Genomic DNA, 17,554 nt, shown 5'->3' on the forward strand with positions numbered 1-17,554 from the left:
TTAATTTATAAAGGAGTTCTTATGACTAACTATTTTGTTATGAAAAACGCGTCTTTAAAACGCTATAACACACTTCGTCTTGACGTTACAGCTGAAGACATCGTGATTGCTTATTCAATTAAGGGTATGGTTGAAGCACTACGCAACTATGCTGATCGTAAAATTGTAGTGATTGGTAATGGTTCAAACATGTTATTTACAAAAGAACATTATGGTTCAGATACTGTTTTCATTGTAACTTCATTGATTGGTGATATGGAAGTTATTGATGGTGAAATCGTAGCTGAAGCAGGAGCGCGATTAAATCGTCTTGCATGGTTTAGTTGTGAACAATCAATTGGCGGCTATGAGTTCTGTGAAGATATTCCTGGAACTATTGGTGGTGCTTTGATTATGAATGCTGGACAATGGCAATATTCAATCAGCCAGTATGTAAACTGGATTGAAGTTTATAACTATGAGACAGATACAATTGATAGAATTGTTCCTGATGAAGATTTCTTTGCCTATCGTTATTCACGAATTAATGAAATGCCTGTGTTCATCTTAAGAGCAGGATTAAAAGCAGAACCTGGAAACTATAATGATGCACTTGAAAAAATGCTTTACTATCGTCATGAACGTTATGTAAAACAACCACGTAATTATGCGAATGCTGGAAGTGTCTTTAAACGTCCAAAAGATAAAGAGGGTAACTCATTATTTGTTTGGAAACTCTTTGATGGAGTAAACCTTCGAGGTTACCGTCATGGTGGTGCGATGGTATCAGAGAAGCATCCTGGCTTTATTGTTAATACAGGGAATGCGACTGTTAAAGATATGATTGAAATCATTCAAGAGTGTATTTCTCGCGTTAAGAATGAGTATGATGTGGATTTAGAATTAGAATGGCGTGTTATTAAGTAGGTGAATCTATGAAAAAGATGACCATTGTTGTAATATTTATTACTGTCATTGCAAAGGTCTTTGGTTTTTTACGTGAGACAATCTTAGCATCGTTTTTTGGTGTGGGTGCAATTACCGATGCCTTTAACGTTGCAAGTACTATTCCAAGTAGTGTCTTATCAATTGTAGCGGCAGCGCTTGTAACGGGTATTATTCCGATGATTACTCGCATCAGTTCTGATGGGGAAGATCGGGTTAATTATTTTACAAGTAATGTATTAAATATTTTCTTACTATTTTGCGCAGCCTTAATGCTTGTGATCCTTGCAATACCAGAACTTGTTATTTCAGTCTTTGCAGCGAATCTGAATCAAGAAGCATTAGTATATGCTGTATCGTTTTTGAGAGTTATCTCGTTTGGTATCTTCTCAGTTGCGTTTGTACAATTAGGTTCAGGATATTTAAACGTTAAACGTAGTTTTATTGTTCCTGCTTCCATTACTATTGTTTCAAACCTGACAATTATTATCACAATTATTTTTGCTTCGTCGATTAATCAACCAATGCTTTTAGCATATGGTCAGCTCTTAGCAATGGTTATCCAGACCGTTGTCGTTATCGTCTTTATGTATCGTGCTGGCTTTAAGTACAAAGCAGTTATAGACTTCAATGACAAAGACTTAAGAGTCATGATTCGCCTAGCATTGCCACTGTTAATTTCAGCGGTTCTTGGGCAAGCAAACGATATTATCATGAAGAATGTCGCAACTGTAATTTATGATGGTGATGGTGCATTTACTTATATGAACCTTGCAACACGACTTACTTCGTTTGTATCAGGAATCTTTATCACTGCCATACTTAATGTTACCTATCCAACAATTGCTGAAAATGTAGTTGAAGGAAATATCAAGAAAATCAATAAATCAATTAACGAATCAATCTTAATGATTTCGGTGTTTGTAGTTCCTGCACTAGTAGGCTTTATTGCCTTGGCTCGTGGGATTGTAGAAATTGTATATCTAAGAGGTCTTGTGACTCCTGCGGATATTGATGTCATTGTACCAATCTTTATCTTTGATGCTTTAGTGCTCATTGCTTTATCTGTAAGGGAATTATTCTTTAGAATCCATTATGCTTACCATGATATGAAATCGCCTGTAAAGATCTCTGTATTGGTTACTGGGCTCTTTATTATTGGTTTACTGATCTTCCCAGCACTCTTTGGAAGATTTGGACATCCACTAGCAGGAATTGCCTTTGCATACTCTATAGCTGCAATTATTGGTTGTTACCCTAACTACCTAAGTGTTAAACGATTAGTAGGGAAATTAAATCTAAGACCTGTCGTAAAAGACCTATCTAAGATTATTATCTCTGCAGCTGCAATGGGTGTTGTTCTCTTACTCGTTAAAACTCCACTAGTAGGACTTGTAGGTGGGACATTAGGAACCATTGTTTCAATCGTTATTGGAGGCTTAGTTTACCTTGTTGCCATTATTGGTTTGAAAACAAACTTTGTCTTGCAATTAATATACCCAATAATCTTTAAAAAATAAGAATAAATAAGTCATAAATTAAGAATATATAGAGCGGATTTGATATAAATCTGCTCTTTTTTTTGTGTTCTCAAAAATATGCAAATAAATGCTTAGAAAAGCATAAAATGAGTACCAATATCAATATGATTATGGTAAGATAGTGGTAGAAAGTGGAACAAAGTGGTAGAAAGTGGGTGAAGTTAGTGTTTATCGGTGAACATCAACATACTATCGATACAAAAGGACGTGTAGTAGTTCCTGCACAATTTCGTGATGAATTAGGCGAAAAAATGATTGTAACTCGATGGTTAGATGGATGTTTGGCAATATACACACTTGACCAATGGCAAAAGGTATATGAAAACCTTAAGAAACTACCTTCCACTAAAAGAGAAGCTCGTATGTATACACACATGATTATGTCGAAAGCTGCAGAATGTGAAACTGATGCACAGGGACGTATTCGTATACCTCAACATCTTACAAAGGCTGCAAAACTTGAAAAGCATTGTGTGCTTGTCGGAGTTAGCGATCATGTTGAGATTTGGGATCGAGATCGTTGGGAAGAATACTATGCTCTTGCAAGTGAAAACTTTGAAGAGATTGCAGAAACATTAACGGAGTTCTTTGAATGAAACATATATCAGTCATGTTAGACGAAACCATTGAACTTCTAAATGTAAAGCCTGATGGCATTTACGTTGATGCAACTTTAGGAGCAGGTGGACATAGTCTCGAAATACTAAAAAAATTAAAAACAGGTCGACTCATTGGATTTGATAAAGATGCAGATGCAATTGAGAGAACAAGTAAAAGACTTGAAGCATACCAAGATAAAATAACCTTGGTTCATGGAAGCTACACACAGATAGCAGAAACACTTCAAGCATTAAACATTGATTCAGTTGATGGCGTACTCTTCGACTTAGGAGTATCATCTCCACAGTTTGATGATCCAACAAGAGGATTCAGTTATCGCTTCGATGCTCGCTTAGATATGAGAATGGATCAAAGCCAAGCATTGAGTGCATATGAAGTTGTTAACGAATACAGTGAAGAAGATTTAATTAGAATTCTTAAAGAACATGGTGAAGAACGATATGCGAAAGGGATTGTTAAAAAGATCATTGCTAATCGTCCAGTAACTACAACATTTGAACTTGTTGAGTGTATACGAAGCGCGTATCCAGCACAAGAACTTAAAAAGGGTCATCCAGCTAAGAAAACATTTCAAGCTCTTAGAATCGAAGTAAATGATGAATTCAAAGAAGCTCGAGAAGCAATTGAACAAGCTATTGATTCAATACATGTTGGTGGAAGAGTTGTAGTCATTACATTTCACTCATTAGAAGATCGTTATGTAAAAGAGATATTCAATAAATACGGCAAACCTGCAAAGGTTAATCCAAGAATTCCAGTAGTTATTGAAGAAACATTGAATTACAAGTTATTAAATAAAGGAATGAAGCCTTCTAAAAAAGAACTAGAAGATAATAATAGAGCTCATAGTGCAATACTAAGAGGAATTGAAAGGATAGGGTAGAAGAATGGCAAAGCATGTAATTGTTAAAAGAAGAAGAAAAATTCGTTGGTCAGGAGCACTAGGTACGTTATTTACCCTAGCAGTTGTGTTTGCATTTGTGTCACAAATTACTTTCAAAACTACAAACCAAAGTATTGCGAATGAGATTGAAAAAGTTAAACGTGAGACTGCAACTTTGAAATCCCAGAATGATGTGTTAAAATCAGATGTGAATGAACTTCGTAATCGTAATCGTATTGTGACTATAGCTGAACAAGCTGGATTAGAAAGTCGTAACAATACTGTAGTTATTAAGGGTGAATAATTTTGAAGTTAAAAACGAACATTAAAGTGTTGATTATGTCTGGCACAATGGCACTCATTCTATTGATAGTGAGTGCCAATATTTTTATTGTGTCAGTATTTGGTCTGCATTTAAACTCAGGAACAGACATCGTTAAGCAGGTTGATGGTATTCAACAAGTGAATCGCGTGATCCAAGCGAAAAGAGGGTCGATTCTTGATCGAGGTGGAAATGTATTAGCAGAGGACGTTATCGCGTATACGCTTACTGCAAACATTGACCCAGAACGTTATACAGCGAAGAAAGAACCAGCACACGTTGTGGATAAAGAAGACGCAGCTCTTACGATTTCAAGAGTTATTGGTAAAGACTATGATTCAGTACTAAGTATCCTGAATTCGAGTGCTAAACAAGTCGAATTTGGATATGAAGGAAAATATCTTACGGCAAATCAAAAAGCTGAACTTGAGGCAAGTGATATTAAAGGACTTGGCTTTATTCAGGTGCGTAATCGTATTTCACCAAGACATGATGGGCAATACTCTCATGTAATTGGCTTTGCACGTCTTGATGAGAATCAAGTGCTGCAAGGATCAATGGGTATTGAGAAATCGTATAATGATTTACTCTTAGGTGTTAATGGTGTAGAGAAGTATCAAGAAGATAAAGCTGGTAATAAACTCCAACATGCTGAACTTTATGAAGAGCCAGCAGTGAACGGAAAAAACATTAAACTAACATTAGATTCTACAATTCAAAATCAACTGGAACTATCACTAGAGGGTATTACAAAGGATCCAGGGGTTAATGCTGATTCAGCATGGGGAATTGTAATGGAAGCTAAAACTGGAAGGATTTTAGGATTGGGAGAATATCCAGGCTTTGATCCTAATAGTGAAGATGTTGATTATGTAAGTAAAACATTGAATTATAGTTATGAACCAGGATCGACAATGAAGACCTTTACAGTTGCTGCTGCAATAGAAGAGGGAGTCTGGGACGATAATGCAACCTATGATTCTGGAGAATTCTATGTAGGAAATAAAAATGGAATACCAGTGAGACTTTCATCGCCTTCAGGTTCAATCCATACAATTACGAACGCTAATAATATTGATTATGGTATTCAAAATTTCAGAGATGGTTATGCAGTATCATCTAACGTTATGATTTCTGAGTTATTAACAAAGTATATGACGTATGAAACATTTGATAAGTATATGCAGAAACTCGGGTTTTATGCGGGTGTAGAAGTGGATGAAGGTATAAAATCAATCGCTGGTTACCCTTCAACAACTTACGATACCTCAGCGTTACGATACCTAAACCCTGGATTTGGGCAAGGTGCTACTGTTTCTGTACTTGAGATGGCTCAAGCGTATACTGCAATTATGACAGATGGTAACCTTATTAAGCCTTATATTGTAGATTCAATTAGTGATCCTGATACAGGTGAAGTAACGTATCAAGGGAAGACTACAGTAGTACATCAAGTTTTTTCTCCATCTACTGCTGCTCATGCACGTGATTTAATGCGTGATGTTGTAGCTGGTAGAGTAGGTAGTGGACGTCGATTTAATATTGATGAGGTTGAAGTCATTGGTAAAACAGGTACGGCTCAGTTAGCGATTGAAGGTGGTGGGTATAGTCCTACTAAATACATCTTCTCGAGTGCTCTTGGTTTCCCTTACGATGATCCTGAGATTATTGTTTATACAGCGTATCAAGCTAATTACGGACACAATCTTAATGCATCAGCAGCTCATGTAAATGATGTTGTAAGAACAACTGTATCTGTAATGAACATCAGTAAATTCACAGGAGAAGTGGTTACTGAGATTAAAGCTGATACATTAAAAGATTACAAAAATATGAATGTTGAAAAAGCAAAACAAGATATCCTAAGTAAAGGATATGATCCAATTATTATTGGAGATGGAGATATTGTAGTAAATCAGTATCCACAAGCAGATAGTAAAATAATTAGTCATGAACGGGTCTATATTACTACAAATGGACCAAATATCACGATGCCTAATATGAAAGGGTGGTCACAAAAAGAAGTGGTTACCTATTGGAATCAAAGTGGTATTAGTATTGCACTGAATGGTAGTGGTTATGTTGTATCACAATCTATTGAAGCAGGAACTGCAATTAATAAAGATACAGAAATAAGTGTAACTTTAGAATAGATTTGATATAATGTTTTTCGAATTGAGGAGAGAATATTATGGTAATAGAAATACTGGGTCTAGTAGGTGCTTTTACACTTACATTTATAACTTATCCAAAGTTTATTAGATACTTGGAGTCACGTGATACACAACAACAAGTAAGTGAGTATGCTTTGGAGGCATTTAAAAATAAGAAGAAGACTCCTACATTTGGTGGTTTATTGTTTGTAGTAGTTCCTTCACTTGTAATGATTCTTTTAAATGGATTTAAAATAGATCGTTCTCTCTTTTTACTTGTGTTTGTATTTTGTATTTATGCACTCATTGGTTTTATTGATGATTATAAAATTGTTACTGAAGGTAAGAATGATGGATTAACACCTAAAACAAAAATGGGGTTCCAATTACTTTTTTCATTAGTATTCTATGGAATCTATATTTCAACAGGTGGAACAAACACGCTTAAAATCCCATTTATTACTCAAGCAATCGATTTAGGATACCTTTACATTCCATTTATTATGTTCCTATTTTCAGGAGCATCCAATGCGGTAAACTTAACAGATGGTATGGATGGCTTAGCAGGTGGAACAATGGTGATTGCCTTAATTCCATTTGCTTACTTAGCTTATGATCAAAATGAGTCAGGCGTCTTACTTTTTATTCTTGCACTCATTGGTGGACTTCTTGCATTCTTAATGTTCAACAAGAAACCTGCACAAATCTTTATGGGTGATGTAGGGTCCTTAGCTTTAGGAGCTGCATTAGCAGGAATATCCGTTTTACTTGATGCAGAAATGTTGCTTGTAGTTATTGGTGGTGTTTTTGTATTTGAAACACTGTGTGTTATTATTCAAAAAATATCGTGGAAAACACGACATAAACGTGTATTTAAATATACTCCAATTCACTATAGTTTTACTTTAAGTGGTTGGAAAGAAGCTGATGTAGTAAACCTCTTTTATGCAATCGGACTTATTTGTATGGTGTTAGGCTTTGTCTTGATTGCTTTATCATGAAGGCTCTAGTAATCGGTGGTGCGCGTTCTGGAATAGGCGTAGCACGACTCTTGAACTCAAAAGGATATCAAGTAACTCTTACTACGAATCAAGACTTTATAGAGCGTCATGAACTTGAGAATCTTGGTGTTAAAGTTTCGTTAAATGATAAAGATATGGGACTTGTAGATACTTATGACTTTGTGGTTAAGAATCCTGGAATTCCTAACGACCATCCGCTAGTTTCTCAATTTAACAACGTGGTTAATGAAATTGAAGTAGCTTCTTTATTCTCAAGCAACTACAACTATTATGCAATATCAGGAACTAATGGAAAAACCACAACCGCAACACTTTTGTGGGAGATGTTACAAAAGAAAAATGAGAATGCGTTATTAGCAGGAAATGTTGGTTATGCATTAAGTGAAGCAGTATATAAAGATGGTAATATTGCACGTGATGTTTCTTTAGAAATATCGGCGTTCCAAATGGAAGGGTCTCCTACATTTTCGCCAGATGTCTATGGTTTGATAAATTTAAGTCCGGATCACTTGGATCGTTATGATTCTGAGCAAGATTACTATGCAGCAAAATTAGAAATATTAAATCGTGTAAAAATATTTGTAAGAAATATTGAAGATAAAAACATTCATGCATTGACTCAGAACTATACAGGAAAAGTCATTGATGTATCACTTCATGATGTATCAAAAGATGTTTTTATTAAAGATGAAGCAGTGTATTTTAATATAGTGAAATTGTTCTCACTTGCTGAATTTAAGCTTGTTGGGGAACATAATATATTAAATGCAAGTATTGCTGCAGTAATGGCATTCCTTGCTGGTGTTGAGCTAGAAGACATTCAGACAACAATCCATAACTTTAAAGGTGTTGAACATCGTATCGAGTTTGTACGCGAGATTCAAGGGTACGTTATTACAACGACTCGAAAGCAACCAATCCTGAATCAACGGAGGTAGCACTCAAATCATTTGAGAAAGGTGTATACCTGATGCTTGGAGGTTATGATAAACATATATCATTTGATATACTCAAACCTTATATGGACCGTGTTGAACGATTGTATGTCTATGGGGATAGCGCAGAGCAACTTAAAGAATCATTTCCTCAAGCAATTGTCGTAGAAACAATGTTTGAAGCTTTAAATGATGCTCATCGTATCGCACAAGCAGGCGAAGTCATACTTCTATCACCAGCCTGTGCCAGTTATGATCAATTTAATAATTTTGAAGAACGTGGCGAGCTGTTCAAACAAGCAGTCATGAATTTATAAATCTTATGTTAAAACTCTAAATAGAGTTTTTTCTTTGTCAGTTTTAGTGTATTATATTACATGTGAATGGAGTGAACGTTGTGTATAACATTGGAAATGATCAACAATATCAATTATTGCTTACTTTAAAAGTGCGTCAACTCCATAGTAATGGGTTTACCGGTATATCGTATGATGATTTACATCATATATTAATAAATCATAAATGGAAAAGACGACAACCAACACGTCTTAGCGAGATTGCGGATGACATTCTGCATTTAAATGAAGATGAGATTGTAAGATGGTTAGCCGTAGATTCTAGAGTGAAGGGTTATTCAAGTTCTCTAGACGATTATAGACATTTGATTGAAAAAGAGGAATTATAATGAGACGTAAGGAACTACAACTGTTAATCATTAGTTTCATAGCTTTGATTATTGGAGTTCTTTTTACACTGAATGTATCGAATTCTATCAAAACGGGGATAGGATTTGGACGAGACTTGAAACTTGTTGTTACTACGGAAAATAAGGAACAACTTGTTTCTTTTTTAGATGAAATTAATACAAAGCATTTTGAGACAAAAATTCGCTCAGTTAATGATAATAAACATGTTATTACGATATCTTCAGCAGATACAGTTGAAGTTATTGATAAAACCATGAAGAGTACCATTGATGATCTTACAATTGATCATATTGGTACTTTTGGATCTGCAACCAAACTAGCAAATAACCAAAGTTTTATTTCTCTATATGTACTTGGTATAGTTGCAGTTATTTTTATTTATTTTATTATGCGTTTTAAACTTGTTGGAATTATTCCAGCCTATAAGATATCCATTAGTTTTGTTTTTAGTTTGTTCATGATGAATGTTTTTGGTTATCCATTTTCAGAATCAATGTGGTATATTCTAAATCTGCTATTAATTATTTCATGTGTTAATGTCCATCGAGGTTTAAACAGTAAACTAGGGCACTTGGTATTTGATGCATTTGACTCAAAAGAGTACTTAAGTAAGAGTGCTTCTCTATTAGTCTTACATACATTGATTGCTTTTTTTATTGTTTTTAGTGATATGTTTAGTAGTCCAGCTGAAGGTTTACTAATTATTGTCTTCTCGAGTTTTATATTAATTTTTAATGCTGTTTTTATGGTTGTATTAAACCAAATTAAAGCTTTTATTCATGAAGATCGTCATCATTGGTTTAGAATCGAAACATCTAATCCTATTGGACGTTTTGCTAATCCAAAGCGAGCTCTTGGAAACCTTGTGCTTATAGGTGTTAGTTTATTAATCGTGTTAGGAGTGTTTGTTCCTAAAACTTCCTATGAATTACCTTTAGGTCAAAGTTATACAAAAGAATCTGTTTTATTAATTCCAGGTAGAGAGTCGGATGCATATCTTGAAATTCAAGCAATTCTAAATTCCTTGGGACTTTATGAGAATCAAACGAGTTATTCAGTTAGTGATCAAGCGTATTTATGGATATACTTTGATAACAATGTGACGCAAAACGATTTAATGCTTTCTAAGAATGTTATTCAATCGAAGATGAATCTTACGAGTTCTTACTATATATCAAAAGCTAAGGACTTTCCGCTTCAATCGTTTGATTTCTACTTTAGATATATAGGACTTACAGTAATTGCGGCGATACTTCTAAAAATAACGTACAGCAAGCGAAGCATTGGTTCTTTTATTACACTATCGATACTAATACCAGTAATATTTACTCTATTATCAATAATTTATGATTTAAAATTTACTGAAGAGATGATCTTACTGATAATTATGGTGCCGACCGTGTTGTATCATTTGTTGGCAGAAGAAAACTCCAAAGCGTATTTAAAAAATCCAAAAGTGTTTTATGCTGATTTCATTGATGAGTTTATTACGAATTTTGTAATTGTAGGAGCGTTCTTAGCTGTTATACTTATTATTGTTCCGATTAATATGGGTATTACACTGTCCAAAATCACTTTCTACTACTTTGTAGCGATTGGACTTGGTTTTGTACTCTTTACATATGTATGTAGTAGGGTAAGTAGAAGAAGGGGTATTGAAGATTATGATGATGACATATCTGAAAACATTTGAGCCACTAGTACAACTGCTCTTTGAGGCTATCCACTTAAGTGATGAGCATGCTTATGAACTTATTAACCCACCACATCAGAGAGTTGAAAATGATGCAGTCGATTCGATTATTGATTTCTATCAACGAGCAGAACGATTAATTATTTGCGGTGATTATGACTGTGACGGTATAGCTTCGACAAGTATCGCGGTAATGCTTGCGAAAAAGTGTGGAATAGAGGTAGGCTACTACATCCCTAATCGATTTACAGAAGGATATGGTGTGTCGATACCTACAATCGATAGAGCTCATAGTAAAGGGTATACTGACGTTTTAATTATTGATAACGGAGTAAAGTCTCATGACGTTGTTGAGCATGCAAAGAACCTAGGAATGCGTGTTGCTATTGTGGATCACCATATTATAGAAGCACCAATAGAAGTAGATTCCTTTTTACATCCTGATGTTTGTGATGAATATGCTGATTCAATGTGTGCTAGTGGACTAATTTACTGTGTAGCTGAGACGATGGGGCTTCATGATGACTATCTTCTAGCTTTAGCTTGTTTAGGTACCATTGCGGATGTCATGCCACTGTGGGGCAAGAATCGCGAGATTGTTAGGGAGGGAATTGAAGCAATCAAACGCAATTCATTCCTTCAATTTGACGTGATAGTGAAACCTAATAAGTATACAAGTTACTCTGCAAAAACACTTGCTTTCAAAATGATTCCTAAAATTAATAGTATTGGTAGAATGGCTGATGTTGTGAATGTAAATACAGCAGTTAGCTACTTTACAACCCAAGATACGAAAGCTATTCGTTCGTATGCATCCCAGGTTGAGAAACTCAACAGTTTCCGCAAAGATAAAGGAAAAGAAATGCAAGTCATTGCTGAGAAGAAAATAACAGACGATTCGATTCAAATAATTACTGATACAGATTTTCATGAAGGACTTGTAGGTATTGTAGCTAATAAGATATCCGATACTACTCAGAAACCTACAATTATTCTAAGAGAATATGAAAATACTTATAAAGGAAGCGCACGAAGTAATACGCATTCGCTACAAAATATTTTCTCACAAGTTGATAGAAAGTATTTTGAGGCAATGGGAGGACATGACTTTGCTTTTGGTATGACCATAAAAAAAGAATACTATCAAGATTTTATTTCGGATATAAATAAGGTAGTTGATGCATTAGATCATGTTTCAAAAACAGATAATGTCTTAAAAGTTCCTTCTGACTTAATTACCAAAAACGCACTTCAAGAGTTAGCCTCATTTGAGCCATATGGTGAAGGATTTACATTGCCGCTTGTTGAAGTATTGCTTCCTCAAGGTTATAATATGGTTGATTTAAGAGGTTATGGTTATAAATTGGTTTTCCAAGATTTTCCGATCGATGAAGCTGTATTCTTTAATACAGTGTATAGTCGTAATGATTATCGAAATTTCACGAAAATGATTGGAAGATTTGATATTTCTAATACTTCAAAAATTTCATTTAACATCGAATCAATGCAATAAATCAGGAGGTAACTATGAAAAAAATATTACTTGTTTTATTACTTGTTATTTTAACAGCTAACCCAATTTATGCAGAGGAAACAAAAGAAAATCCCGACGATGGATTAGTAGCAAACACACCTACAGATGTAGTTACTGGAGAGAAGATAGAAAATCCTATAGTTATTAGTCAAACTAATTATGAGATACTTTTAAGTGAGTCATTACAGATTAACTATTCGTTGAATGTTGAAACAGAAGCAGCTGTGACATTTACTTCAAGTGATCCAAGTGTTGCAACTGTAACTGCTAAGGGTTATGTAAATACTCTATCTACAGGGAATACAGTTATCACAGTTTCAATTGAAATCGATGGTGTTACTCATCAAAAGAACTTAAATGTTCGTGTTTTTACGTATGAAGGAAAAGTTGAGTTTCAATTCAATGCGATACGTTTAAATCGTGATTCTTCATACAAATTGGAATACACACTCACTAATGATAAGATTTCAAATAGTGATATTATTTGGGCGTCTTCGAATCCAAAAGTAGCAACAGTTGAGAATGGTGTTGTCAAAGGATTAACATTAGGTAAGACAATTATTAATGCAACTGTTGGAAAGAATACATCATCAATAGAGGTGAATGTTATTGCTCCTCTTGTTGAGATTAAATTTAATCCCATCGAAGTCTCTGTAACGGTTGATTCATCAGTGGAAATTCCAAGTTTAATCTATGTACCTTTTGATAGTACTGGTATTGAAGAACCGGTCTATACGACAGAGAACACAGATATTATTAAGATAGAAGGCAATAAAGTTGTCGGATTGAAAACAGGGGTTGCGACTGTCACAGCAACAATAGATAAAATCACAACGACTTTAAAAGTAAATGTCGAAGCGCATACGGATGCAAATGGTGCTCAGATTGCAAGTGTTAATGGAGTTAAAGACAACAATTCAATGGTTTTCTCATTGAAGAACCTACTTTCAGGTAGTGCTTCAAAGTATGCTGTTGAGTTATCGGTTGATGACTTAAAAAAGGCGATTTCTGAAAACCTAGATATAGTTATAAAAATTCCGAACCTATCGTCAGATATGAGAAGAATTCAAGAAATTATTGTACCTATTGAAGAATTAGGTCAAGAATCTGTTCAATTTAAAACTATTAAGGTAATGAGTGATAATATAAATATGTCCTACACCTATGTGTTCTCAGAGAGCCTTGATAAGAACATCGACATTGCTTTGACAATGAATAAAGCAAATAGCAAGTCAAAGTTCTATAATCAAGTAGATGGATTAACATATGAGTTGGTTCTTAATGCTGATAGTATGCCAGAGAATACAAAGGTATCCATACCAACCAAAGAATTGGATATGCAGAATACACAGATTCAATTTATTTATTCAATTAATAACAACGTGGTTGATGCAAATCCGCAATCAGTTACAGTTGTAAATGATCACTTAGAATTTGATGTAACAGGTAATCAATATCTTATTGCTTCTAAGGCGTTATCAAACTCAAATGACAATACTGCAATCATAGTTTTAGCGGGTGTGTTGGGAGTTGTTCTTCTGGGAGCAGGAGTTGTTTATATTAAACGTATGAAAATAAAACAAGTGTGATATAATGGGAAGGTACTCGGAGGGAATTATGAATTTAAAAGATTACATTGCAACAATTAAAGACTTTCCAAAAGAAGGAATACTCTTTCGTGATATTACACCATTGATGGCTGATGGAGCTGCATACAAAGAGGCAACTGACCGATTTGTAGAGTTTGCTAAACAAGTTAATGCTGACGTTATTGTCGGGCCAGAATCAAGAGGATTTATCTTCGGGTGTCCTGTATCCTATGCTTTAGAAATTGGTTTTGTACCTGTTCGTAAGCCAGGGAAGCTGCCAAGAGAAACTGTAAGTTATGCATATGACTTAGAGTATGGATCAAATGAATTACATATTCATAAAGATGGCATTAAAGAAGGACAACGTGTTCTTATTATCGATGACTTGCTCGCAACAGGTGGTACAATTGAAGCGACTGTCTCATTAGTAAGAGAACTCGGAGGCGTCGTAGCTGGTTGTGGTTTCTTAATTGAACTTGAAGACCTAAACGGTCGAGACAAACTTAAGGACATTGAAATCTTAGCATTGATGAAGTATTAATAACGAAGTTTAGACTTCGTTTTTTAACAAATAAAAGGGGTGATTTATATGGCACAATTTCGTGATATTAGCTATGATAAGCTAATGGAAGAAGTAAAGAAATACATAACGCAAGAAGAAAACGTTGCGTTAATTGAACATGCTTATTCCTATGCGAAAGAACATCATGAGGGACAATATAGAAAAAGTGGTGAGCCATATCTAATACATCTTTTACATGTTGGATACATACTTGCTGATTTAGGAATGTCTCCAACGACAATTGCTGCTGGTATCCTTCATGATACGATTGAAGATACAGGAGTATCCAAAGAAGAGTTAGCGGAAGAATTTACTGAGGAAATTGCTACCTTAGTTGAAAGTGTTACTAAGATTGGTAACATTGAATTTAAAGATGAAAAAGAATATTTAGCTGCAAACCACCGTAAGATTTTTATTGCGATGGCGAAAGATGTTCGTGTAATTTTTATTAAATTGGTTGACCGTCTTCATAACATGAGAACGCTTCAATACCAAAGTCCTGAGAAACAACAAAAAATTGCTGCTGAAACATTAGATGTTTATGCACCGATTGCTCACAGACTCGGGCTTGGAGAAATTAAGAATGAACTTGAAGATTTAAGTTTTAGTTACCTCCATCGAGATAAATACTATGAGATTGCACGTCTTGTTGATTCACGTAAAGCAGAGCGTGATGCTTCTGTGACACGTATGATTACAGATATCGCAAATCTCTTATTAGAAAACAATATTCAATTCAATATATTTGGTCGCTCTAAGCACCTTTATAGTATCTACAAAAAAATGACTACAAAGCATAAACGCTTTGATGAAATACTTGACCTTCTTGCGATTCGTATTATTACAGAAACAGAGTTAAACTGTTATGAAATACTAGGACATATCCATGCGAATTATCGTCCAATCCCAGGAAGATTGAAAGATTATATTGCAATGCCAAAAATGAACATGTATCAGTCTTTACATACGACCATCGTCGGTGAGGAAGGAAACATATTTGAAGTGCAAATCCGTACGAAGCGAATGGATGAAGTTGCTGAACGAGGGGTTGCTGCTCACTGGAAGTATAAAGAAGGACGTACAGATGCAGCGGCTAATCAAAAAGAGATTGAGGACCGTTTATCCTGGTTCCGTGATTTCAATATGATTACCGAAGGTGTTGACCAAAACGCTGAAGATTATATGAATCTTCTACAAAAAGATATCTTTGAAGCGAACGTTTACGTTATGACACCTAAGGGAAGAGTTATTGATTTGCCTAACGGAGCTACTCCGATAGACTTTGCTTACCGTATTCATACAGAGGTTGGACACCAAACTGTTGGAGCTATTGTGAATGGTACACTTGTGCCACTTAACACTCCTTTAAAAACAGGGGATGTCGTTCAAGTACGTACTAATAAGCAATCTACACCTAGTGAAGACTGGTTGAAGGTTGTTAAAACAACACATGCACGTAATAAAATTAGAAACTTCTTATTGAAGAAAGAAAGTGAAAACAGAGAAGAATCAATCTCTAAAGGTGAGACTTTATTTAGAGATGAATGTCGTCGTCGTGGTGTTGATGATAAAGAAATTCGAAACTCTAAGAAGCTTGAAGCTGCATATAAAGAACTATCTGTTAACTCACTGGATGACTTATTCTTTGCGATTGCATCGAAATCACTATCAATGGCTGCCTTGTTTGAAAAGCTTGATATAAAGGGACAGTCGGAGAATACGAAATTAGATCGTGTTGTATCAAGGAATCCACTTCAATCCCAAACTCGTACTACTTCCAGTACAGGTGTTCGAGTTCCAGGTATTGACTCAATGATGATTCATCTTAGTCAGTGTTGTAACCCTGTTTATGGGGATGAAATTGTTGGCTATGTTACAAAAGGTAGTGGAGTCAAAGTTCACCGTAAGGATTGTCCCAATATTGCTAAAGAAACTTCACGTCTTATAGATGTTGAATGGGATGAGCAATCAGATGGAGGGACCTATGAAGCTGTTCTATCGCTCCTATCAACAGATCGTAGCTTCTTGCTTACTGACATTGTCACTATCGTTTCGCAGCACAAAGTAACGCTTAATGCAGTTAACTCAGCAGTGAATGACGATAAGATTCATGTAACAACTACAATGAGAGTTATTGTAAAGGATGCAGATCATTTACGAAACTTAATTGCGAACTTAAGAAAAGTTGATTCTGTTATTCGTGTAGACCGTATTATTCTATAAGTTACTATTTGATTAGAAAGCACTCTTGAATACCAATGTCGTATAAGAGTGCTTTTTTCACTTGTTTTGTTATTATTGATCTACAGTTGGGTTATCATAGTCTAAAGAGGTGAAATCATGTTAGTACTTACATCGAATGGGATATCAAATAATGATTTGCATTATACAATTCATCAATATATTAAGAAACAAGGATTCAAAAAAGCTGCACTTGTAGTGACTGCAGATGACGTCTATAAAGAAAATAACTGGAATGTTCCTAAACTAAAAAGTGAACTTGAGAGTTTAGGGCTAGAGGTTGTCTTATTTGATTTTGATACTGATTCAATTGATATGCTTGAAACGGTGGATGTCATTGAATTTAATGGAGGAAATCCATTTTATTTATTGGACCGTCTAAATAAGGCTGGAGTTAAAGAGTTTCTGCAAGATTTCTCAAAGAACAATATTATCATAGGGACGAGTGCAGGAAGTTTTGTTATGCAAAAATCGATTAATTTGGTTAATATGTTCTCTTCGAATATAAATACAGTTGGTCTAAAAGATTTAAGTGCAATGGATCTTACTGATGTAGAAATACTTCCTCACTTTAATAAGCTCCATGATAGGTTTCCTAATGTTGATGACCTAAGTTCTGAGTACAGTCGTAAAACCAATTCCGAAATTATTCCTTTAAAAGATGGCGAAGCACTTCTCGTTGATGAAGAAGGAGTAATACATCTGTTTAAGAACACTCAATGATGTATATACAATTTGTGCGTATCTTGAAATATTTCACAAAGTCATAGTTATTACTCATTAATGTCATAATTACATACCAAATATTCAAACTCTCTTCATCGATA

Annotated in this window: 16 protein-coding genes; all 16 read left to right on the top strand. The window is 34.9% G+C overall.

What is annotated here, in order from left to right:
- Window positions 1-21: 21 nt before the first annotated feature.
- The 16 genes from murB to G7059_RS05555 all read left to right on the top strand — a co-directional run bounded on the left by murB (window position 22) and on the right by G7059_RS05555 (window position 17,450).
- The gene (murB, locus tag G7059_RS05485) at window positions 22-906 is read left to right on the top strand and encodes a UDP-N-acetylmuramate dehydrogenase (RefSeq protein WP_166081079.1); all 885 of its coding nucleotides are present in this window, start codon (window positions 22-24) and stop codon (window positions 904-906) included.
- Between the two features lie 8 nt (window positions 907-914).
- Window positions 915-2,444 (top strand): murein biosynthesis integral membrane protein MurJ, encoded by a 1,530-nt coding sequence (murJ, locus tag G7059_RS05490; protein WP_166081080.1) that lies wholly within the window; start codon window positions 915-917, stop codon window positions 2,442-2,444.
- A 185-nt stretch (window positions 2,445-2,629) separates the two neighbouring features.
- Complete coding sequence (gene mraZ, locus G7059_RS05495) at window positions 2,630-3,061, top strand: division/cell wall cluster transcriptional repressor MraZ (protein ID WP_166082071.1); 432 nt, start codon at window positions 2,630-2,632, stop codon at window positions 3,059-3,061.
- Window positions 3,058-3,969, top strand: coding sequence for a 16S rRNA (cytosine(1402)-N(4))-methyltransferase RsmH (rsmH, locus tag G7059_RS05500; protein ID WP_166081082.1), 912 nt, complete (start codon window positions 3,058-3,060; stop codon window positions 3,967-3,969). The genes mraZ and rsmH overlap by 4 nt, the downstream gene beginning before the upstream one ends.
- 4 nt (window positions 3,970-3,973) lie before the next feature.
- Window positions 3,974-4,273: a cell division protein FtsL gene (ftsL, locus tag G7059_RS05505; RefSeq protein WP_166081083.1), complete on the top strand. Its 300-nt coding sequence runs from the start codon at window positions 3,974-3,976 to the stop codon at window positions 4,271-4,273.
- 2 nt (window positions 4,274-4,275) lie between these two features.
- On the top strand, window positions 4,276-6,444 hold the full coding sequence (locus tag G7059_RS05510; protein WP_166081084.1) for a penicillin-binding protein: 2,169 nt from the start codon (window positions 4,276-4,278) through the stop codon (window positions 6,442-6,444).
- 38 nt (window positions 6,445-6,482) lie between these two features.
- Window positions 6,483-7,445: a phospho-N-acetylmuramoyl-pentapeptide-transferase gene (gene mraY, locus G7059_RS05515; RefSeq protein ID WP_166081085.1), complete on the top strand. Its 963-nt coding sequence runs from the start codon at window positions 6,483-6,485 to the stop codon at window positions 7,443-7,445.
- A complete protein-coding gene (gene murD / locus G7059_RS05520) occupies window positions 7,442-8,404 on the top strand; it encodes a UDP-N-acetylmuramoyl-L-alanine--D-glutamate ligase (protein WP_240920439.1) in 963 nt (320 codons plus the stop codon). Before mraY ends, murD begins: the two co-directional genes overlap by 4 nt.
- 32 nt (window positions 8,405-8,436) lie before the next feature.
- Window positions 8,437-8,718, top strand: coding sequence for a hypothetical protein (locus G7059_RS10520; protein WP_240920440.1), 282 nt, complete (start codon window positions 8,437-8,439; stop codon window positions 8,716-8,718).
- Window positions 8,719-8,789: 71 nt separating this feature from the next.
- Window positions 8,790-9,086: a post-transcriptional regulator gene (locus G7059_RS05525; RefSeq protein WP_240920441.1), complete on the top strand. Its 297-nt coding sequence runs from the start codon at window positions 8,790-8,792 to the stop codon at window positions 9,084-9,086.
- Window positions 9,086-10,801 carry a hypothetical protein gene (locus G7059_RS05530; protein ID WP_166081086.1) on the top strand — a complete coding sequence of 572 codons (1,716 nt, stop codon included), beginning with the start codon at window positions 9,086-9,088 and terminating at the stop codon, window positions 10,799-10,801. Before G7059_RS05525 ends, G7059_RS05530 begins: the two co-directional genes overlap by 1 nt.
- Window positions 10,773-12,314 carry a DHH family phosphoesterase gene (locus tag G7059_RS05535; protein ID WP_240920442.1) on the top strand — a complete coding sequence of 514 codons (1,542 nt, stop codon included), beginning with the start codon at window positions 10,773-10,775 and terminating at the stop codon, window positions 12,312-12,314. Before G7059_RS05530 ends, G7059_RS05535 begins: the two co-directional genes overlap by 29 nt.
- A 14-nt stretch (window positions 12,315-12,328) precedes the next feature.
- Window positions 12,329-13,924, top strand: a complete 1,596-nt coding sequence (locus tag G7059_RS05540) for an Ig-like domain-containing protein (RefSeq protein WP_166081087.1) — start codon at window positions 12,329-12,331, stop codon at window positions 13,922-13,924.
- Window positions 13,925-13,952: 28 nt separating this feature from the next.
- On the top strand, window positions 13,953-14,465 hold the full coding sequence (locus tag G7059_RS05545; RefSeq protein ID WP_166081088.1) for an adenine phosphoribosyltransferase: 513 nt from the start codon (window positions 13,953-13,955) through the stop codon (window positions 14,463-14,465).
- Between the two features lie 48 nt (window positions 14,466-14,513).
- A complete protein-coding gene (locus tag G7059_RS05550) occupies window positions 14,514-16,709 on the top strand; it encodes a bifunctional (p)ppGpp synthetase/guanosine-3',5'-bis(diphosphate) 3'-pyrophosphohydrolase (RefSeq protein ID WP_166081089.1) in 2,196 nt (731 codons plus the stop codon).
- Between the two features lie 117 nt (window positions 16,710-16,826).
- The gene (locus tag G7059_RS05555) at window positions 16,827-17,450 is read left to right on the top strand and encodes a Type 1 glutamine amidotransferase-like domain-containing protein (RefSeq protein WP_166081090.1); all 624 of its coding nucleotides are present in this window, start codon (window positions 16,827-16,829) and stop codon (window positions 17,448-17,450) included.
- Window positions 17,451-17,554: the final 104 nt, after the last annotated feature.

The organism is Erysipelothrix sp. HDW6A, assembly GCF_011400295.1.
In the GTDB taxonomy this organism is placed as follows: Bacteria; Bacillota_I; Bacilli_A; order Erysipelotrichales; family Erysipelotrichaceae; genus Erysipelothrix.